This is a genomic window from Aeoliella straminimaris (genome assembly GCF_024054565.1).
Taxonomy (GTDB): domain Bacteria; phylum Planctomycetota; class Planctomycetia; order Pirellulales; family Lacipirellulaceae; genus Aeoliella; species Aeoliella straminimaris.
The window spans coordinates 134088-152608 of record NZ_JAMXLR010000061.1; the positions used below are offsets into that span (position 1 = coordinate 134088).

The following is an 18521-nucleotide window of genomic DNA, read 5'->3' on the forward strand; positions in this document are numbered from 1 at the left end:
TTCATATGCGAAAATCAGCTAGAATCAGCGTAGACCCGCGACTGATTTCCAAACCATTCAGGCAACACTGATGCATCCGAAACATCTCTCCCTCGCGCTTCTATTACTCACCGCAACTGCTGCTACCCAAGCCGCTGAGCGGCCCAACATCGTGATCCTGCTGGCTGACGATCTCGGTTATGGCGACGTTGGTTTTCATGGCAGCGATATCCGGACGCCGAACCTCGATCGCCTCGCCAGTTCGGGCACCGTGCTCGAGCGGTACTACGTCTGCCCGATGTGTTCGCCGACGCGGGCTGGATTGATGACGGGTCGCTATCCGCTTCGCTTTGGCATGATGCGCTCCGTGGTGCCGCCGTATCGGGATTTTGGCATCGACCCGGCGGAGGTGACCATCGCCGAGATGCTCGGCACCGCGGGTTACGAGCATCGCGCGGTGATCGGCAAGTGGCACCTAGGGCATCGCCGCGAGAAATGGTTGCCGCTGGCCAATGGATTCACGCATGCGGTGGGCTGCTACAACGGGGCCATCGATTACTTCACCCACGAGCGCGACGGGCAGCTCGACTGGCATCGTAACGGCCAGCCCGACCGCACCGACGGTTACGTGACCGACCTGGTTGGCGATGCGGCTATCGAGTTCATCGAGAGTGTTCCTGTCGATAAGCCGTACTTCCTGTACGTGCCCTTCACGGCACCGCACTCGCCATTCCAGGCCAAAGATGAGGATCTGGCCAAGTACCCGAATCGCAAAGGGAAGAAGAGAACCTACGCCGCGATGGTCGATTGTCTGGATCAGAACATCGGCCGCATCCTGGCGGCCATCGACGCGCGGGGCGATGCCGACAATACGTTCGTACTGTTCTCCAGCGACAACGGGGGCGTCGCCCAGGTAGGCGATAACGGTCCGCTACGAGGCTCGAAGCTTACACCCTACGAAGGGGGTGTGCGTGTGGCCGCGGCGGTGCGCTGGCCCGCGGGAGGCATCACGGGCGGTGGCCGCATCGACGAAGCGATGGGCTACCTGGATGTGTTTCCCACGGTGATGAGCGTGGCGGGCGTCGCGCAAACTCCGACCAATGAGCTCGATGGTGTGGACATGCTCGCCGCGATGCGGGGCGGTGAACCGGCCGACCCCCGGCCGTGGTTCACCTACCAGGACCAGGGCGGCGGCCGGCAGCAGAAACTGGCCGTGCACCAGGGCGAGTGGAAGCTGGTCGCCCACCGCCCGGCACCAGATGCCAAGAAAGGAAAGTCGCGATACGAACTGTTCCGCATCGCCGAGGACCCCCACGAAACAACCGACGTGGCGGCGGACTATCCCGAGGTGGTCTCGCGGCTGCAGGGAAGCCTCGAACGTTTCTTCAGCTGGCAGGCGGCCGAACAGGTGCCGCGCTACGATGTGGGCCGCGACAAACTGCCGCCGCTGACGAATTGGCAGCCAGTGGAGTAATTGAGTCGGGGAGGAATCAGTCGCGGAGTGGCGCGGATTTTGGCGGATACAAAGTACCGTGTCATTTCGAAGGAGGCTCGCCGACTGAGAAATCTGGCAAGCCGGTTGGAAAACGCCGCAACTTGGGGAGCTTGGTACCTAGAGCTCCTACATGAACGACATTGGGGGCTCGGCAACGTAGATCCTTCAGTCGCTTAGGCTCCCTCAGGATGACACGTGATGCCCGATCCGCGACTATCCGTCAACGTCGGTGGAGATCTGCGACTGATGAACTCTCCATCCAGAACGCAAACAACGCAGCGGCAAACCTTGGTTCGCCACTGCGTTGTTGCTGTTGTCCTGCTGGAACTCGCCAGGCGTGTTAACGTCCGGCGCCCCATTGCATGGCGGCCGGGTACGGAGCGCGCTGGCTGTAGCTCTGCGGCGCGCCTTGGGCCGTGTAGTTCACCTGCCGCACGGGGGTAGTGGGCTGGGCGTAGGTTCGAGTGGGCTGGGCGTACGTGTTGGCCGGGGGAGCGTAGGTGCTCGTCGGCGCGGCGTAGCCGCGAGCCGGCTGGGCGTAAGTGCTTGTCGGCTGAGCGTAAGCAGTCGTCCGTTGGGCATAGCCGCTGGCCGGGGGGGCATAGCTGGCTTGCTGCACCGGATACGACGGGCGGTAATTCGCGGGAGCCGTAGCCGCGTAAGTGGATGGCGCGACCGGGCGACTCGAAAGCGACGGCGCCGGCATCGTGCCAAAGCTGCCGCCACTGGGGCAGTTGCCGCACTCGCATGGCGAGCATCCGCAGCTGGGCGCACAAACTGGAGCGCAAGTGACCGGGGGCGCTTGTACGATCGGCATCGCGGCAATCGTCGTTTGGGGACGGTTGCGGCCACACAGCCAATCACAGAACCGCAGAATACAACACCGTCGCGGTGCTGGTTGGGCCACCACCGGCGGCGGCACCGGGGGCGGACAGGTCTGACACGCCGGACCAGCGGCAAACGTGGTCTGCGGAGAGTACACGGTGTACGGCTGGGCGGTGCTAGCCTGGGCCAGCATCAAACCCCCGACCATCAGCGGCGCAACAAAGTACAGGGCAGGTTTCATCGTTTACCTCAGTTTCTTTTTCTCGTAAGGGAAAGAAGCTCTTACCTTCAGCCGTGGGTGCTGAGGGTACAGATCGACGTTCGTTTTCCAGCGATGCGCGCAAGGCGAGCAGCGCAAATTCAACGATCCAAACCGACTGAACAACCGACGAGGGGAGAAATCAGAGTTGCCGGTGTATTACGCAGGATGACTAGGAATGTGCGCCAGGCCCATCAATGGGGTAAGTGTTCGTAGCACCGTGGCGCACGGGATATTGCTGTTCCGCTGTAACAATATCACGGCCCGGCCTGCAATCAACTGCACGCCTACGACAAACCGTCGATTGCCGCACGGTACGAGCCGCACAACCGTTACAACACGTACGACTTCGCGGCGTGCCAGCAATGGACAATTCGAAACGGCTCAAGAGCCACGCTGCCGCGACCGGGTGCCGGTAGCAGTGACTGCAGCGGTACATCGGCCAACAAAAAAACCACGACGAAACGACTGGGCAACCAACCCCGAGCGGGGGTCGCTAAGTCGTCTCGTCGTGGTGACGTGTCCGGTGCGGACTCGTGTCGACGCGAGTGCCTACATCGTGCCGGTGCTGGTAGGTGCTTCGTGCTTGGGGATCTGGCGGAACATGAAGCCCAGCATCACCCACATCCAGCCACCGAACACCAAGTCGACGCCGACCAGCAGGCCGATGAGCCATTCAGCCGAGTCGGGAAATTGCCGCCAGATGATGATGCCCAACAGCGCGGTCACCGCACCACTCAACAGCACCCAGCCCCACCCGGGGAAACGTTCCTTGAGCGCCACCACGATGCGGATCAAACCCGTGGTCAGGAAGAAAGCAGCCAGGATCAGCGTAAGTCCCATAGCCCCCTTGTACGGTTTCTCGAGCACCAGGAAGCCGGTCACTAAGTAGAGAATCGAAACGAGCAGATGCAGCATCACGCCTCTCCAGCCGCTGCAATGGAAGGTGCTCACGAGTTGGGCGATGCCGGCTGCGATCAGCAAAATACCGAGCAGGACCACCATGATCTGGGTGCCCATGTAGGGAGAGCTAATGGCAGCCAGGCCGGCCAGAATCAGGCCGATGCCTAACGCAACCAACCAGCCCCATGCTTTCCGCAGTTCCTGCGATTCAATCAACGAGCTATCAAACGACATAACGATTCCCTTTGTTTACGGTAGTCTGCGCAATGTGAAGCGATGCACCAAATTGCCCCGAGTAACTTTGGGTCGCAATTTGCAGCCAGTCAAATTCTTCCTTGACAACCAGCAGTTTGTTCCGCCGACCTGTCCTGCGACTGTCACGCAGGGGACTTGGTGAGAATCATGGTCCCGCAGAGAGCGCCCGCGCAGCTTGTACAACAAGTACCAGCAGCAGGATCGCTACATCCGTCGCTATCGATCCATCCACGGCCCCTCGGCAGAGCTAGCAGCCGGCTTCACTGCCAGATGGGAGATTGGCTGGCGGTCCATCACAAGGGCACTGCGCTGATTGGCGACGCAGTCTTTGCTACGGACCTTTGACGGCTCCAAACGCCGCGAAGCAGGAGTTCTTGTGCAGCAAGTCGACCTGCGCGAAGCCCACCGACCGCAACAGATCGAGCTGATAGGTCACTGGGCGGGGCGAGTCTTCGAAGTCGATGTACTCGAACACTCGCTCACGATACTCGTCGCCCCCCAGCGAAGTGAGATACTCGCCATACCGCTGCCACATCATCTGATGCACGGCGGGCAACTCGTGGGTCACCAGGTCGGTGATCCAGACACTGCCGCCGGGACGCAGCAGTTGGTAGATCTTCGCGAACGCCTGATGCCAATCGTCGTCGTCCCGCAAGTGATGCAACACGGCTGCCGCCAGCACGACGTCGTACGTGTCGGATGGCAACTCGGCGGTGCGAAAGTCGCCCACCACCGTGTGCTGCGTTCCGCGGTTCACGCTGCCCACACGCTCGGCTGCCCGCACGACCATCGGTTCGCTAAGGTCGAGCAGCGTGGTGTCGAAGTCGGTGCCCAGTTCCATCCGCAGCTTCAAGGTGTTGTTGCCCGCCCCGCAACCAATATCCAGCACATGGCCAATGCTGGGCGTACTGGCAATGGCCGCCCGGGTGATCAGTTCCATTGCCAGCGGAGCGTCGATGGTGGCCGATTGGCCCGTTTCGAGATTAGAAAACCGCTCGACATCGGCATCGAACCGCTGGCGTATGGTTTCGGTGGACGACTTCTGATCCAGGGGCGTCGGCATGGCATCTCGTCCGGCGAGGGGGGCTCCTTGGGAACGGGCGACAAAACTATACCACGACACTTTTCGGCTCCCCAGGTTCATCATTTCCCAAACCCGCGCCGATTCGTTACAATCCGCCATCATCCGCTGTTATCCATTTTTTCCGATGACACGCAGGTCATCGCCTATTTCGAATCCTCCAACTCCAGTTTCCAACTATGTCTGCTGTTGCTTTCGGTACCAAACAGATCAAACGCGAGGACTTGCCGAAGGATGGCAACCTGTGCGAGTTCTGCACCGCCAAGTGCTGCCATTACATCGCGGTGCCTTACGAGACGCCCGACTGCTTCGAGGACATGGAGTACATCCGCTGGATCGTGCTGCACCATAACGCCACGTTCTTCAAGGACGACGAAGACTGGTACCTACTGGTACACACGGTGTGCGAGAAGCTGCAGGACGACTACCGCTGCGGTATCTACGAACGCCGCCCGCAAATCTGCCGCGACTACAGCTTCAAGAACTGCGAATACGACGAAGACTGGACCTACGACTTCTACCTAGAGACGCACGAGCAGGTGTGGGAATACACCGAAGCTTGCTACAAGTCGAAGGGCAAGAGCATCCGCAGCCCCAAACCGGACCTGCTGCCAGTGGTCGCCTAAGGCGAGCAAAGATAGACATTAGCCCGCGGCGGAAGCCGAGGGTTCGTGAATCAGTCGCGGATTTGCGCGGATCGGGGCGGATGAACACGGATCTTATTCCTGGGGAACGTTAATCCTGCGCTAATCTCAACATGTCCAAGACCGCCTTTGTTGAGTTCAGAGGAGATGGATTCTGGGCGTACGACGTCGCGCTCGGGATGCTCTTCAAACAGGTGATCGATCACGCCGTTTCGCTTGGTACGGAATCGGATTGGCTTCAAAAGCTGATTCAGCAATGGCGATTCAACGCTGTTGTTGCTGACTGCGGACTGTACTTGGACGACGATTGGTCTCAGGATCAATTCGCAACCGTCGACGACCTGCTGCAGCAAGCTTGCCGAACGCTCGCCGAGCACGGGCATTTCACGGCAGAAGAGATGTCCGGGTGGAACATTCTTGAAGGGCAAGGCGTGTTCGATCGCGGACATGGTGGCTATCACACCGCGCCAGTCATTGAGCTTGGGCAGGCTATTCGCCAGCTGTTGTCCGGCACACTCGAGCCAGCTCCCACTGGCACATGGTGGTTATATGGCGCGCCTGAGGGCCGCATCTCGATCGGCAAGCGAACCGAATAGCGTCAATTCGCGTCTATTGGTGCTGCCTGCCTCAATCCGCGTCGATCCGCTAAAATCAGCGTTAGTCCGCGATGGATTACCATAAACCCACGGCTTCCGCCGCGGGCTGGTCGCTTTGTACCTGCCCCCCGACCCCTCAATACTCCACCCTCCCAAATGATCCAGCCCCGTACGCTTAAAGGTTTTCGTGATTACTTGCCGCAGGCGATGCTGGCCCGCGAGCACCTGATCGAGACCGCCCGCGGTGTGTATCGTTCGTACGGGTTTGCGCCGATCGATACGCCGGCGCTGGAGTACCTGGAGATCCTGGCGGGCAAGGGTTCGGACGAAACCGACAAGCAGTTGTACAAGTTCACCGACGCCGGCGGGCGCGAGGTCGGCATGCGGTTCGACCTGACGGTGCCCCTGGCCCGGTTTGCGGCCCAGTACGCGCAGCAGTTGGGGCTGCCGTTCAAGCGGTACCACATCGCCAGCGTCTGGCGGGGCGAGAACACGCAGCGGGGTCGCTATCGCGAGTTCATGCAGTGCGACTTCGATACCATCGGCACCGAATCGCAAGCGAGCGACATCGAAACCGCCCTGGTGATTCACGACCTGCTGACCAAGATCGGCTTTGCCGACGCGTTCACCATCCAGGTGAATCACCGCGGAGTGCTGAACGGGCTGCTGGAAACGCTGGACCTGGCCGACCAATCGACGCACGTCCTACGAGCCATCGACAAGCTGGCAAAGATCGGCCCCGAGAAGGTAGCCGCCGAAATGCAGGAGACCGCCGGCGCCTCGATCGAGCAAGCTGGCGAAGTGCTGCAGTTCGCGGCGCTCGAAGGTCCCAACGAGCAGGTGCTCGAGCAACTCAAGCCGATGGTCGCTGGCAGCGAGGTGGGCGAAGCGGGCCTGGCGCGGCTCGAAGAGGTACTGTCCGGCATTGCTGCCGCCGGCGTTTCGCCAGAGCGAGTGAAGCTGGACGTGTCGATCGCCCGCGGGCTCGATTACTACACCGGCATGATCTACGAGACCACGCTCGCCCAACTGCCCGACATCGGCAGCGTGGCCAGCGGCGGCCGCTACGACAACCTGGCCCAGATGTTCACCAAGCAAAAGTTACCTGGAATTGGTGCGTCGCTGGGTCTCGACCGTCTGCTGTCGGCCATGGAAGAACTCGGCATGGTGCCAGAAGTCCGCACACCGGCCGAAGTCTTCGTACCGCTGTTCAACGAGGAACTGTTGGGCCCGCTGCTGAAACTGTCGAACGATCTCCGCTCAGCCGGCTTGCGGGTGGAGTTGTACAACGAGCCCAAGAAGCTCGGCAAACAACTGCAGTACGCCGACAAACGTGGCCACCGAGTGGCCGTGATCGCAGGGCCCGACGAGATCGAAGCCGGCGAGTGCCAGGTGAAGAACCTGGCCGACGGCTCCAGCGCGACGGTCAAACTCGAAGCAGCCGCCGGTGAGATCGAGAAAATTCTGGCGGGAAAGTAGAAGTTGACTTAGGCGGAGAGAATTAGACGCGGCTAATCGCGCGGATTTGAGCGGATGGACGCCGTTCAGAAGTACAATCGCGATGTTGAGTCTCTACTAATCGAGTCACTTTGCTCGATCACTGGTTGTCAATTCACTCTGATCCGCGCTAATCCGGTAAAATCCGCGCAGATCCGCGACTAATCTGTGCAGGACAATGGCTACTCCGCATCGGCTGCAAACTGCACCTTCGCCAGCCCCAGCGAGCGGGCCAGGTCGTACACCGTGATGGCTTCGGCTAGCGGTACCGCGTCCTGGCAGTCGACCACCACCGGCAGCGAGGCGTCGACGCTGGCGATCGCGCCCAGCAGTTCGGCGAGCTCCGCGCGCGACGCGCAGGGCTGATCGTTCACCCGCCACGTAATGCCATCCCCCCCGGTGGCCACCTCGACGACGATTCGCTCTAAGTCGTCTGGCGGCTCGATCGGCACATCCACCGAGGCGTTGCTGCTTACCAACAAGTTCGACGGCAGCACCAACTCGACCGCCTGAAAGCTGGCCGTGCAAACAAAGAATATGAGCAGCAGGAACACCACGTCGATCATCGCCGTCATGGACAACTCGCCCGACTGCTGCCGAAAACGGGGATGACGCCAGGAGGACATGGTGGTTTAAACCTCCCTTGCCAAACATACGCACGCGATCTGCCGAAGGAGGAAGGTGGAAGGGGGAAGGAGGAATAAGGTACGCTCTGCGTCCGCCTTCCGCCTTCTGCCTTCCGCCTTGGCGCGCCGAGCAGCGCAGTGTTTCGTGGCAGTGTACTTGGTCATTGTCCCTCCTCCACCACCGCGAAGCTCACGTCCCAGATGCCCGCTTTAGCACAGGCCACGAGCACTGGTTTGACTTCGCCGAAGGGAATTGTCGAGTCGGCGCGGATGCGGACTTCGATGGGGAGCGTGGCGCGGTCGTGTTCGTAGGCGAGGCGGGTGTCGAGTTGGTCGATCGTCGTGGCGCCCGCTCCCAGCAGCACGGTACCATCGGCCTTGAGGTTGATGGTCACCCGCTCGGTTTTCGTCTCGGTGAGCTCGTCGCCGGTCGAAGCTAAGGGCAGGTCGAGTTCGAGCTGTGTCTCCTGCTGCGCGAGGTGACTGCTCACGAGGAAGAAAATGATCAGCAGGAACACGACGTCGATCATCGGCGTCATGTTCATCGAAATCGGCTTGCGATAGCGGGCGCTGGTCATTGGGTTCTAGAGACTGGGAAGATTAACCACGGAGGAAGTTACGGATCCATAAACGGCGACCAAAACCAAACTTCGCCCGACTCGAGGTCGCGAGGAGCGATTCTAGTTTTCTTGCGATGCTTCTTCGCACGATCGATATTGGGATTACAGCAGAAATCGCTAACGCCCTGTCGCCAGTTTTTTAATGCTTCTCGAAATAGGCCCATCCCTTCGGGTGTGAATTCAAACTCAGCGTTTGTTCCCTGGAGCGACAGGCACATCTCCAGCAACTCATCACAGGCTGGGGTTTGACGCACTGTGAGACTCGTGATGCTGGATCCGCGGTTGAACTTGCGGAGAGTCAATTTCAATTTATCCAGTTCAGAATTATCCTTAAGCAAATCGGTGGCATCCAGCAACGGCTGAATGCCCTCGGCTGAGGCTTTCATGCAGATGCAGGGTTCCGCGTGCCCGAGCTTGTGACCGTGCTTCCAACAATCGATGTCGAGGTTTGTGAACTCTGAGTACAAGTCAGTTCTCTCATCTTCATCCAGGGTGGCGCCTGGCTCGCCGTTTGTTGAGGAAAAAGCGGCGCTGCGCTGCCCCTCGCTCTGTTGTGAATCCCCTTCGGGGAACATCTCGATCCTCGGCAAGAATAATTCGCGACCATTCGCGTGAATTCGCGGGCAATCTCCGTGCCCTCCGTGGTTAAATTCGCACCTCACGCTTTACGATTCAACAGTGCCCGTTTCACCGGGACCAACAGTCCTTTGGCGGTGGCCATGCATTCGGCGACCAGGCCGTCCACGCGGTTGCGGAACACAGCGTAGGCGGCGAGCGACGGGATGGCGATCAACAGGCCGCCCACCGTGGTGACGAGCGCTTGATAAATGCCAGAGGCCAACTCGCCGGCGCGGGCTGCGCCTTGCGTATCGGCCACTTCGCGGAAGGCCATGATCATGCCGATAACCGTGCCCAGCAGGCCGACCATGGGGGCGATGTTTCCCAGCACGCTGAGGTACTCGATCTTGCGAAACAGCCGCCCTGCTTGCTCGGCGGTCTCTTCTTCCAGACCTTTCTCCACGGCGGCCCAGCCCGACTCGGCTTCCACTAGCGCCGCTTTCATCATCGACGCCAGCGCGCACGGCGTGGCATCGCAGCGCTGTACGGCCTGGCCCACTTGTCCTTGAGAAAGCAACTCGCGGAGCTGCGTCACCAGTTCCTCGGGCATCAGCACGCTGCGGCGTATCGTAATCACGTGCTCCACGGCCAGCGCCAGCCCGCCCATCGACAGCAGGAGCAGCAGCGCAACGATCAGGAATCCGACGATGCCGCCGGAGAAGATGATGTCCGAAATCGAGTCGCCGGCCACCGGGGGATCAGGCTGTGGAGGTTGCTGAGCCAGGGCCACTGGCGCGGCTAGCACCGTTAGCATTGCGGCAAGCAACATCGAAAAGCGTGTGCGAAGCAATCGAAACGTCCTTGTTTGAGGCCATGGGTGGTAAGGTGGAAGCCGGGGGCGCAACGCTTCGAAATCCAACTATTCGGCCGATTGTAGCATATCCTTCGCTTCGGCTGCTGCGGCAGTTTTGGAGTACTCGCGCACCAATCGCGTGGCCAGCCGCTTGGCTTCCTCCTGGTGTCCGCCGGAACCTAGCACCTTCGCCGCGCGCAACAGTGCGGCGGCTGCAAGCTGCGGTTGCTGTTCGGCCAGCATGCTCGAGCGCAGGTACGCTAGAGCCGCGGCGTCCGTCTCGCGCAATTGTCGCCAGGTGTCGCCGACGACCAGCCAACCGCCCGGCTGCAGTGCATTGGGGAACGCGGCCAGACGTTGTTGCCAACGCTCGACGTCCGCCTTCGTGGCGGTCACCACTTCGGTGCGCCACTGCTGCATCTCAGCCAAGGGAGCAATCTGCTCGTGGCCGCTGCGAGCGAGCGCCGCCAATGCGGCGAGTGCCGCGGCCCGCTTGCTGCCCGATAGCGAGTAACTGGCTCCCAGCAGCTTGGCGGCCGGCTGGTCGCTGGCGAGCCACTCGTCGACCACCGCGGGGGCCACCTGGGTGCTGGCGTGCCAGGCCAAAGGGGCACGCTCCAAAGCCGGGGTGGCCGGGTCACTCTTGGCCAGCTCCACTAGCAGCCGTCCAGCCGTGGCAGCGTCGCCCGACCCGGCGTAGCACTTCATCAGCTGCTGCATGGCAAGACGCCGGCCCCAGGGGCGCTGGTCGGCCCGGGCGGCCGCGGCCAACAGCTCGGCTGCCCGAGAATAGTTGCCTTCGGCCAGTTCGTCGGTGCCCTGCTGGTACCCCTCGGGCCACTTGGTATCGACTTCCCGCACCCGCTCGGCTGGGTATTTTCGCTCGGCACCGCTGGCGTTGCGAATGGTGATCTGCTGCCCTGTCCAGTCGACCACCGTGCCGGAAATCTCGATGCGGCCCTGACCATCGTCGCCCGACGACAGCGTGACCGTGTCGGCCATGGCCCAACTGGCGAGCAGGCATCCGACGATCGAGATGGCTGGGCGGAGCATGGGCGTGGCGGCAAGGGGCAAATGGCAGGGAAAAGCCTAGTTTCGAGGTTTCCCGCGAGCTTGGCAAGGCGGACATTCCCCCACGTGCGGAGCGTTGCTAGTCACGGCGCTCGGCAGCAACTACACTACTGGGTACTGCCCCCGTGTGCCGGGTTCGGAACTGCTCGGCAAGTTCGCATGTTGCGACTGGGAGAATTCTATGCGCTTGCTTAGCGTCTGCAGTTGGTTGTTGTTGTTTGTGTGCCCCGGCGTTGTCCAGGGCGAAGTCGAGGTAACCATCGAGGTGCGGCCAGTAGGCGAAGCCCGCCCCACCTTCAAGTTCGAAAATCTTCCTGCTCCTTCGTCGTCGGATGCAGGCAACCTGGCTCGAATCACCCTGCTCGACGGTACGCGGGACCCCAATGGGCAACCGCTTACCGCGCTGGTCGATGGCGAGCTCGCAACACAGGACGACGATCCACAGAAGTGCTTCTTCTTCCGCGGCGAGGGTGGCCGAGTGATGCTGGATCTCGGCCGCGAGATCGACATCAAGCAGCTCAACACCTACTCGTGGCACACAGGCGCCCGGGCGGCCCAGGTCTATACGCTGTGGGCCGCCGGCGACGATGCCCGCGGTGGGCGACTCCGTCGCGCGGGCAGCAACGACCCCAGCAGGTACGGCTGGACCAAAGTGGCCGATATCGATACCCACAACACCGATGGCGGCAATGCAGGACAGATTGGTGTCAGCATTTCCGGCGGCAACGGACAGGCACTGGGCAACTACCGCTACTTGTTGCTGGACGTCGAGAAGTCGCAACCCGACCATCGCTTTGGCAACACGTTCTATACCGAAATCGACGTGGTGGATGGCAACGAGTATGAGCAGCCCGATAACGAGGGCCAAGTCGATTCGATAGTCATCGACGACAAGTACGAGATCTACTTCGACACTACCGGCGCGCCGGAACTTCGCGGCTGGGTCGACGAAGTGCTCAAGCCGGTGTGCCGAGAATGGTATCCCAAGATCGTCGAAATGCTGCCGAGCGAGAACTTCGAGGCGCCCACACAGTTTACCATCTACTTCCGCAACAACATGAACGGCGTGGCCTACACGCAAGGGCGCGACGTTCACTGTGCAGGCGTATGGTTCAGCCGCAACTTGAAGGGCGAAGCCGCCGGCGCCGTGGTGCACGAATTGTGCCACGTCGTGCAGCAGTATCGCTCGCGCCGCAATCCGGGCTGGTTGGTCGAAGGTGTCTGCGACTACATTCGCTGGTTTATGTACGAACCCGAGAGCCAGCGGCCGCGAGTGAACTTCAGTCGCGACAACTACGACGACAGCTATCGCGTGACCGGCGCGTTCCTGAACTACGTGGTCGCCGAGCATGGTGAAGAGATCCTGCCGAAACTCAACGCCGCGATGCGCGAGGGCCGCTACGACGCGGACATTTGGAAGGAACTCACCGGCAAGACAGCACCGGAATTATGGACTGCGTTTGGCGAAAGCCAGCAGAGCGGTGGCAACTAATCGCCAGTCACTGCGTCCATAGAACATGTGGCGTCGCCAGTCTGCGGCAACGTAGCCTGGCGACGCTCACCCCAACGTTACCAGTTCCGGCTGGACGTGCTGGGTGACCACCGTGCCGAACAGCGTGTGGGCATTGGCGTCGTAGATCGCAATGTCGATGGTCTCGCCAATCTGGCGGCGGTTGCCGTCGAACACCACGATGCGGTCGCACATTGTCCGGCCCGTGAGCTGTGTCTGCAGGGGCACGGCGCCGAGTTCGGCTTCCTTCTTGGCGGCGGCCTTGCTTGGTCCCTCGACCAGCACCTGCACGGCCTCGCCCAGGAATCGCTGGTTGTCCGCCTCGCTGATTTCGTTCTGCAGCTGCAGCATTTCGTTGTTGCGCGCCCGCTTTACGGCGTCGGGCACATCGTCCGGCAGATGTTGCGCGCCCTTGGTGCCGGGGCGCTCGCTGTATTTGAAGATAAAGCTGTTCTTGAATCGCGACTCGCGGACCAGGTCCATCGACATCTGAAAGTCTTCGTCGGTCTCGCCGCTGAAGCCGACAATGAAATCACTCGTCACCGCCACACGGGGAATCATCTCGTACGTACGGGCGAGCATCTCGCGGTACTCGCCGACCGTGTAGCCGCGACGCATGGCCTTGAGCTGCGCGTCGCTGCCACTCTGGGCTGGCACGTGCAGGTACTTTGAGCACTTCGGCAGGTCGCGGACCGCTTCAAGCAGGTCGTCGGTCATGTCCTTGGGATAGTTGGTGACGAACTTGATGCGATCGATACCGTCGACATCGTGAAGCGAGTAAATCAAGTCGCTGAACCGCGTGGTCTGCTCGCCTTCGTTGTACTTGTAGCTGTTGACGGTCTGCCCCAGCAGCGTGATCTCCTTGCACCCTTCGCCGGCCAGTTGCCGCGCCTCGGCCAGGATGTCCTCGGGGTGGCGGCTTTGTTCCGGGCCGCGGACGCTCGGCACGATGCAGTAGGTGCAGAACTTGTCGCACCCAATCTGAATGCGGACGTACGCCTGGAATGGCGTGGGCCGCATCGTGGGGTCGCGCAGCGGGTCGAAGCTCTCGTGGCTGCGAGCGATCTCGGTGCGGCTACCTTCCTTGCGGCCCAGGCTCACTTCGAGTTGCTGGTCGCCGGTGGTTTGCACTTTGCGAATCAGCTCGGGCACCTGGTGCAACTGGCCCGGGCCAACGACCAGGTCGACGTAGGGTGCGCGCTCGAAGACGGTTCGCTGGTGATTCTGCGCCATGCAGCCAATCACGCCGATCACCTTGTCGGGATTCTGCTGCTTGGCATTCTTCAGCCTGCCCAGTGCGCTGTAGATCTTCTCCTCGGCGTGCTCGCGAACGCTGCACGTGTTGAAGATCACGGTGTCGGCGGCCGCCGAGTCGCTGGTCAGCTCGTAGCCTTCCTTGCGCAGGGCAGCGACTACCAGCTCGCTGTCGAGCACGTTCATCTGGCAGCCAACGGTTTCGATATAAAGCTTCGGCATTGCAAAGTTGGCCGACGGCGCTAGCCGCGGGCAGATCGGTGAGAGATTAAGTAAAATGGTTCGCGCATAGCCAACGAGCTACACCTCGTCGTGAAACAACGCACCGCGTCACGCCGCGCCTTCTCGCTCGCGATTCTTGCGTTCCTCTTCGAACTCGGCCTGGCGGCGACGATGCTCTTCGAACTGCTGCTGGATGTCGGCCACCAGCTGATCGCGGCGGCGGCGCATCAATCGCACCAGCGTGCCGACCGCCACCACCGCGGCGATGACGAACAGTGCGATGTCCCAGCGTTCCATCGAGGGGGGCTCCTGCCTGTGGGGATCCAAATTGCGGCGACCCACTATGGTACTCAATACCCCCCGGTCGACGCGAGGGGAATTGCGGATCGCCGGAGCAAGTCGGCTCGTCCTCGAGCCCGGTCAGATTCGCAGAGCTAACCCAATGGCCTCAGTTCGCCACGAAGAGGCACAAAAAAGCACGAAAACCGTAAAGCTTGCGAGCCTCTTTGTGCCTTATGGTGCCTTTTTTGGGGCTATTGCTTTACTTACTCGCTCACGAATCGCCCGCCGGCGTACCCCCGCAGAAATTCGGCTGCTTGCATCAGGCGTTTGCCGGCTGGTTGGAGTTCGAGGATCTCGAGCAGCCCCGCCCCGGTACCCACAAACAATCGGCCAGTTTCACTCTGCGTTTCTCCGGGCGACAGCGAATCAATGCTCATCTCTGATTCCACTTGCACGCGGTCGATTACCACCCGCAATGGCTCGCGACCTTCAATTTGCCAGAAGCTGAACGTCCTGGGCCACGGCGAGAGCGCCCGCGCGCGGTTTTTGATCTCCCCGGCCGACAGCGTCCAGTCGACCAGGCCATCCTGCTTCGCCAGCCGCGGCGCCTTGCTGGCGGCGGTGTGTTCTTGTTCCACCGGTTCGGCGGTGCCGGCGGCCAGCTTCTCGACCACCTCGACCACGGCCTCCGCGCCAAGATCCGCAAGACGCTCTTCGAGCTGGCCGGCCGTCTCGTCGGGATCGATCTCCACCTTCTGCTGGGCCAGGCACGGTCCCGCGTCGAGTCCCGCGGTCATCTGGATCACCGTGTTGCCGGTCACAGCGTCGCCACTAAGGACCGCCCACTGCACCGGCGCCGCGCCGCGATACTTCGGCAGCAGCGACCCATGCAGGTTCACGCCGCCCAGCTTTGTCGCGCCGAGCGCGGCAGGCTTCAAGATCTCGCCGTAGTCGCACACCACCAAGAGATCCGCCCCAAGCGACTCGAGCCGCTCGATCGACTCCGGCAGGTTCACGCTCGGGGGAGTCCACAACTCGATGCCGAGCTCTGCGGCCGCGTCGTGCATCGGCGGCTTCGGCGCGTTCTTACGCCCCTTGAACGGCCGGGAGACCACCAGCAGCACTTCATGCGGACCGGCAGCCAGCGCCCGCAGCGTGGGCACAGCGAAGGGTCCAGTTCCGAGCATCACAAGCTTCATTAATACCTCGTAGAACGGAATATATTCCGTTGGTTAGTAGAACTCGACGCGGATTAGCGCGGATTGTAACGGATAGACGCAGATCAGCGACAGTGGTTCACGGTCCGACCAGCAGGCCGAGTATCTGTAGCAGTGACCTCACACCAAGGACAAAGATAATTATGCCTAGAGCCCACACCGCAAAGCTCACGAAAGTTCCCAGACCCTCTCGAACCACGGAAGGACTGACTGAAGGACCCGGCAAGTCCTCATCACGTCCCAGAAAGTCGATATGCAGATCGTTCTTGTCGAGCAATATCTGCTGCAACGATTCGTCGATGAATACTTGCTTCGCACCCTCCACGGCCTTAGAAGGCAATGCCGCCGCACGCAAAAACCATGCTGCCAAGCGAATATAGCCAGCACGGTTGGCCAGAGGAAACACATAGTTCGGAGGGTGTCCGCGTGCCACCCTGCTCCGCGCGTCGCTCAAATCGTTCTCTGTTTCTAACGTCTCGGCTATCTCGATGAGCTTCGCATCGTCCATCGCTTCCCCCCAACTAAAGATCGCAAATGCTCCCCACACCTAATCCGCGTATATCCTGCCAAATCCGCGCCAATCCGCGACTGATTTCTTACGGCCAAGAAAACTCCGCCAACGGAATGAATTCCGTTGGTACGACTACGTGCGTAACCGCTCGAGCTCCGCCAGCTTCTTGGCAACCTGCTCTTCGGTCGGTGCTTCGCCAGTGGCCAGGCGGCTTTGGAAGTCGACTTCGAATTCGTCGATCAGCCCGCGGATCTCGGCCAGGTTACCGTCGCTCAGGCGGTCGATGAACAGGATGCCATCCAGGTGGTCGTTCTCGTGCTGCACCACACGGGCGGCAAAGCCATCGAGGTCGGCTTCGATCAGGTTTCCCGCCAGGTCGAACGCCTCGACGTGGAGCGTCTTGGCCCGCATCACGTCGGCGTGCACGCCGGGGATGCTCAAACAGCCCTCGTTCCCCTCCTGCTGCCCCTTCATCTTCGAGAGCACCGGGTTGATCAGGACCTGCTCGGCGTCTTTCTCCTGGCTGTTGCCGGTGGGGTTCATCACAAACATCCGATACGGCAAGTCGACCTGGTTGGCCGCCAGCCCCACGCCCTCGTGCTCGTACATCAGGTCGAACATCTCAGCCACCCAGGTCTTGAGCTCGCGATCGACGCGGCGGATGGGCTGCGACTTGTGGCGGAGCGTCGGATGCGGGTAATGGATGATGGAAAGAGGCATGCGAGAACAGAGAAAAGCGGTAGGCGGATGGGGAAACGCTCAATTATAGGGAAATACGGAGGAGAATGGCAGACCTTGGGGAATGACCAATCACGAAGGACCCAATGCCCAATCACAGGAAAACCGCACAGCCAGAGAGCTGACACTTCTACGCCGAAGGCGTTTCGGCTCCCAGCGAAGGGTTGCGGCGTAGCCGCTACCCTGGCAGCCAGACTGACCGCCGAGAATCAACCGCGAAGAACTCCCAGGGACAACCACTGAGAGCTCAGAGCACACGGAGCGAAGAAGAGGTTAGGAACGCCAATAACCGCTAAACTTCGCCAATAGATGATTAGCGGTTAGTGGTGTTCCAAAACTCCGTGACCTCTTTGCTCTCCGAGGTTCATCCAATCGCCTACCACGCTATTTTGCCGCGGACTTCATGGATTTCTCTAATGGATGCAAGCTCCCGAGGATGGTAGGGTGAGGGGCGCCACCCACCGCATTCATTTCACACAAGCCATGGCACAACGGCACAATCACTACGAGGCGGCGTTCGAGGCCCTGCTGCGCGAGTGGCGGACCCCCTACGTGGCGGTGGACGAAAAGCGGCGGAGCCTCGTGGCCCAGCAGACGGGTCGCCAATCGCTCAAGAGTGTCGACTTCCTGGTCTCGCCGCCGGGGCCCACCAGCTACCTGGTCGACATCAAGGGGCGACAGTTTCCCTCCGGCCGCACCAACAAGCAGTACTGGCGCAACTGGTCGACTCGGGACGACCTGCGGAGCCTGGCCGAGTGGGCCCGCTACTTTGGCGATGACTTTGCGCCCGTGCTGGTATTTGCCTTCGAGCTAACGGCCGACCGCTCTCCGGTGCCGCCGGACGACGTGTGGCATTTTCGCGACCGCCGCTATGGCTTTGTCGGCGTTCGCCTGGCCGACTACTGGCACGCCGCCCGGACGCTGTCGCCTCGTTGGGACACGGTGTCGATGCCCACCGAGGCGTTCCGCCAATACGGGGCCAGTTGGCGAACCTTCCTGGGCCGCTGATCGCCCTGCTACCTGGATGCGACCACACTGCCCCCCTACAAGATTGGGGTTGCGTACAGCTCCACCCCTGGGAGCCTCGTAACGTAGCCTACTGAGCGAAGCCCCACTACGACGTTTCTAACATGCGAGTTCGGAAAAAGGTGCAAGGGCTTTGCACCAGCGACCAACCGCGGCTCACGGCTCAGTGGGCTTGGTACTCTTGAAATCCATTTAAGAGCTTCAAGAACATGGAAATTTTAGACGATATGTACGCGGTGCACTTTTTTGCGGATTCTTCGATGGCAACTGTTGAAAGCCGTCGACCAGCATGCCAGACTGGTTGTACGAGAGTGGTTTAAAATCGACCATTCCAGGGGGCTGCCGAAATGATGGCCAGCAAAACGGTACACCAAAACAAGTCACGCGTGTGCAACTTGCACTAAGACCGACCACGGAACCGAGGTCTTAAGCCCCCCAAGGACCTTGGTATCCAAAGGGCCCGTCTTCGAAAGCTCGCTTTCGAAGACGGGTTTTTTTG

19 protein-coding genes are annotated in these 18521 nt (G+C 60.9%); 6 read left to right on the plus strand and 13 right to left on the minus strand.

Going from position 1 to position 18521, the window contains the following annotated elements; translation table 11 throughout:
- Positions 1-70: 70 nt before the first annotated feature.
- Complete coding sequence (locus NG895_RS17645; RefSeq protein WP_252853838.1) at positions 71-1453, plus strand: sulfatase-like hydrolase/transferase; 1383 nt, start codon at positions 71-73, stop codon at positions 1451-1453.
- 361 nt (positions 1454-1814) lie between these two features.
- Here NG895_RS17645 and NG895_RS17650 read toward each other — a convergent pair whose 3' ends face one another.
- The 3 genes from NG895_RS17650 to NG895_RS17660 all read right to left on the minus strand — a co-directional run bounded on the left by NG895_RS17650 (position 1815) and on the right by NG895_RS17660 (position 4779).
- Positions 1815-2540 (minus strand): hypothetical protein, encoded by a 726-nt coding sequence (locus NG895_RS17650; RefSeq protein WP_252853839.1) that lies wholly within the window; start codon positions 2538-2540, stop codon positions 1815-1817.
- A gap of 570 nt (positions 2541-3110) precedes the next feature.
- A complete protein-coding gene (locus NG895_RS17655) occupies positions 3111-3695 on the minus strand; it encodes an HdeD family acid-resistance protein (RefSeq protein ID WP_252853840.1) in 585 nt (194 codons plus the stop codon).
- 352 nt (positions 3696-4047) lie between these two features.
- Complete coding sequence (locus NG895_RS17660; RefSeq protein WP_252853841.1) at positions 4048-4779, minus strand: class I SAM-dependent methyltransferase; 732 nt, start codon at positions 4777-4779, stop codon at positions 4048-4050.
- 197 nt (positions 4780-4976) lie between these two features.
- On the opposite strand from NG895_RS17660, the gene NG895_RS17665 reads away from it, so the two are divergent.
- The 3 genes from NG895_RS17665 to hisS all read left to right on the plus strand — a co-directional run bounded on the left by NG895_RS17665 (position 4977) and on the right by hisS (position 7516).
- A complete protein-coding gene (locus NG895_RS17665) occupies positions 4977-5423 on the plus strand; it encodes a YkgJ family cysteine cluster protein (RefSeq protein ID WP_252853842.1) in 447 nt (148 codons plus the stop codon).
- A gap of 131 nt (positions 5424-5554) precedes the next feature.
- Positions 5555-6037, plus strand: a complete 483-nt coding sequence (locus NG895_RS17670; protein ID WP_252853843.1) for a hypothetical protein — start codon at positions 5555-5557, stop codon at positions 6035-6037.
- 156 nt (positions 6038-6193) lie between these two features.
- Positions 6194-7516 carry a histidine--tRNA ligase gene (gene hisS, locus NG895_RS17675; protein ID WP_261361294.1) on the plus strand — a complete coding sequence of 441 codons (1323 nt, stop codon included), beginning with the start codon at positions 6194-6196 and terminating at the stop codon, positions 7514-7516.
- Between the two features lie 200 nt (positions 7517-7716).
- On the opposite strand, the gene NG895_RS17680 is transcribed toward hisS, so the two are convergent.
- From NG895_RS17680 to NG895_RS17700, 5 genes are all read right to left on the minus strand, one after another.
- On the minus strand, positions 7717-8160 hold the full coding sequence (locus NG895_RS17680) for an ExbD/TolR family protein (RefSeq protein WP_252853844.1): 444 nt from the start codon (positions 8158-8160) through the stop codon (positions 7717-7719).
- Between the two features lie 161 nt (positions 8161-8321).
- Complete coding sequence (locus tag NG895_RS17685) at positions 8322-8738, minus strand: ExbD/TolR family protein (protein WP_252853845.1); 417 nt, start codon at positions 8736-8738, stop codon at positions 8322-8324.
- 38 nt (positions 8739-8776) lie between these two features.
- Positions 8777-9355: a hypothetical protein gene (locus NG895_RS17690; protein ID WP_252853846.1), complete on the minus strand. Its 579-nt coding sequence runs from the start codon at positions 9353-9355 to the stop codon at positions 8777-8779.
- An 83-nt stretch (positions 9356-9438) separates the two neighbouring features.
- Entirely contained in the window at positions 9439-10167 is a 729-nt protein-coding gene (locus tag NG895_RS17695) for a MotA/TolQ/ExbB proton channel family protein (protein WP_252853847.1), read from the minus strand.
- Positions 10168-10257: 90 nt separating this feature from the next.
- Positions 10258-11244 (minus strand): hypothetical protein, encoded by a 987-nt coding sequence (locus NG895_RS17700; protein WP_252853848.1) that lies wholly within the window; start codon positions 11242-11244, stop codon positions 10258-10260.
- Between the two features lie 199 nt (positions 11245-11443).
- Here NG895_RS17700 and NG895_RS17705 point away from each other — a divergent pair, with 199 nt between their 5' ends.
- Positions 11444-12754, plus strand: coding sequence for a basic secretory family protein (locus NG895_RS17705; protein WP_252853849.1), 1311 nt, complete (start codon positions 11444-11446; stop codon positions 12752-12754).
- Positions 12755-12820: 66 nt separating this feature from the next.
- Here the strand turns inward: NG895_RS17705 and miaB are convergent, their stop codons facing one another.
- From miaB to def, 5 genes are all read right to left on the minus strand, one after another.
- The gene (miaB, locus tag NG895_RS17710) at positions 12821-14248 is read right to left on the minus strand and encodes a tRNA (N6-isopentenyl adenosine(37)-C2)-methylthiotransferase MiaB (protein ID WP_252853850.1); all 1428 of its coding nucleotides are present in this window, start codon (positions 14246-14248) and stop codon (positions 12821-12823) included.
- 108 nt (positions 14249-14356) lie between these two features.
- Entirely contained in the window at positions 14357-14545 is a 189-nt protein-coding gene (locus NG895_RS17715) for a hypothetical protein (protein ID WP_252853851.1), read from the minus strand.
- Positions 14546-14793: 248 nt separating this feature from the next.
- On the minus strand, positions 14794-15729 hold the full coding sequence (fmt, locus tag NG895_RS17720; protein ID WP_252853852.1) for a methionyl-tRNA formyltransferase: 936 nt from the start codon (positions 15727-15729) through the stop codon (positions 14794-14796).
- A 97-nt stretch (positions 15730-15826) separates the two neighbouring features.
- Positions 15827-16255, minus strand: a complete 429-nt coding sequence (locus NG895_RS17725; protein ID WP_252853853.1) for a hypothetical protein — start codon at positions 16253-16255, stop codon at positions 15827-15829.
- A gap of 135 nt (positions 16256-16390) precedes the next feature.
- Entirely contained in the window at positions 16391-16978 is a 588-nt protein-coding gene (gene def / locus NG895_RS17730) for a peptide deformylase (RefSeq protein ID WP_252853854.1), read from the minus strand.
- Positions 16979-17440: 462 nt separating this feature from the next.
- On the opposite strand from def, the gene NG895_RS17735 reads away from it, so the two are divergent.
- Positions 17441-18004 carry an HYExAFE family protein gene (locus NG895_RS17735; protein WP_252853855.1) on the plus strand — a complete coding sequence of 188 codons (564 nt, stop codon included), beginning with the start codon at positions 17441-17443 and terminating at the stop codon, positions 18002-18004.
- Positions 18005-18521: the final 517 nt, after the last annotated feature.

What these genes read in the sequence shown, in the direction of transcription:
- NG895_RS17645 (WP_252853838.1), top strand. Translation starts at nt 71, where the DNA reads ATGCATCCGAAACATCTCTCCCTCGCGCTTCTATTACTCACCGCAACT.
- NG895_RS17650 (WP_252853839.1), bottom strand. Translation starts at nt 2,540, where the DNA reads ATGAAACCTGCCCTGTACTTTGTTGCGCCGCTGATGGTCGGGGGTTTG.
- NG895_RS17655 (WP_252853840.1), bottom strand. Translation starts at nt 3,695, where the DNA reads ATGTCGTTTGATAGCTCGTTGATTGAATCGCAGGAACTGCGGAAAGCA.
- NG895_RS17660 (WP_252853841.1), bottom strand. Translation starts at nt 4,779, where the DNA reads ATGCCGACGCCCCTGGATCAGAAGTCGTCCACCGAAACCATACGCCAG.
- NG895_RS17665 (WP_252853842.1), top strand. Translation starts at nt 4,977, where the DNA reads ATGTCTGCTGTTGCTTTCGGTACCAAACAGATCAAACGCGAGGACTTG.
- NG895_RS17670 (WP_252853843.1), top strand. Translation starts at nt 5,555, where the DNA reads ATGTCCAAGACCGCCTTTGTTGAGTTCAGAGGAGATGGATTCTGGGCG.
- hisS (WP_261361294.1), top strand. Translation starts at nt 6,194, where the DNA reads ATGATCCAGCCCCGTACGCTTAAAGGTTTTCGTGATTACTTGCCGCAG.
- NG895_RS17680 (WP_252853844.1), bottom strand. Translation starts at nt 8,160, where the DNA reads ATGTCCTCCTGGCGTCATCCCCGTTTTCGGCAGCAGTCGGGCGAGTTG.
- NG895_RS17685 (WP_252853845.1), bottom strand. Translation starts at nt 8,738, where the DNA reads ATGACCAGCGCCCGCTATCGCAAGCCGATTTCGATGAACATGACGCCG.
- NG895_RS17690 (WP_252853846.1), bottom strand. Translation starts at nt 9,355, where the DNA reads ATGTTCCCCGAAGGGGATTCACAACAGAGCGAGGGGCAGCGCAGCGCC.
- NG895_RS17695 (WP_252853847.1), bottom strand. Translation starts at nt 10,167, where the DNA reads ATGTTGCTTGCCGCAATGCTAACGGTGCTAGCCGCGCCAGTGGCCCTG.
- NG895_RS17700 (WP_252853848.1), bottom strand. Translation starts at nt 11,244, where the DNA reads ATGCTCCGCCCAGCCATCTCGATCGTCGGATGCCTGCTCGCCAGTTGG.
- NG895_RS17705 (WP_252853849.1), top strand. Translation starts at nt 11,444, where the DNA reads ATGCGCTTGCTTAGCGTCTGCAGTTGGTTGTTGTTGTTTGTGTGCCCC.
- miaB (WP_252853850.1), bottom strand. Translation starts at nt 14,248, where the DNA reads ATGCCGAAGCTTTATATCGAAACCGTTGGCTGCCAGATGAACGTGCTC.
- NG895_RS17715 (WP_252853851.1), bottom strand. Translation starts at nt 14,545, where the DNA reads ATGGAACGCTGGGACATCGCACTGTTCGTCATCGCCGCGGTGGTGGCG.
- fmt (WP_252853852.1), bottom strand. Translation starts at nt 15,729, where the DNA reads ATGAAGCTTGTGATGCTCGGAACTGGACCCTTCGCTGTGCCCACGCTG.
- NG895_RS17725 (WP_252853853.1), bottom strand. Translation starts at nt 16,255, where the DNA reads ATGGACGATGCGAAGCTCATCGAGATAGCCGAGACGTTAGAAACAGAG.
- def (WP_252853854.1), bottom strand. Translation starts at nt 16,978, where the DNA reads ATGCCTCTTTCCATCATCCATTACCCGCATCCGACGCTCCGCCACAAG.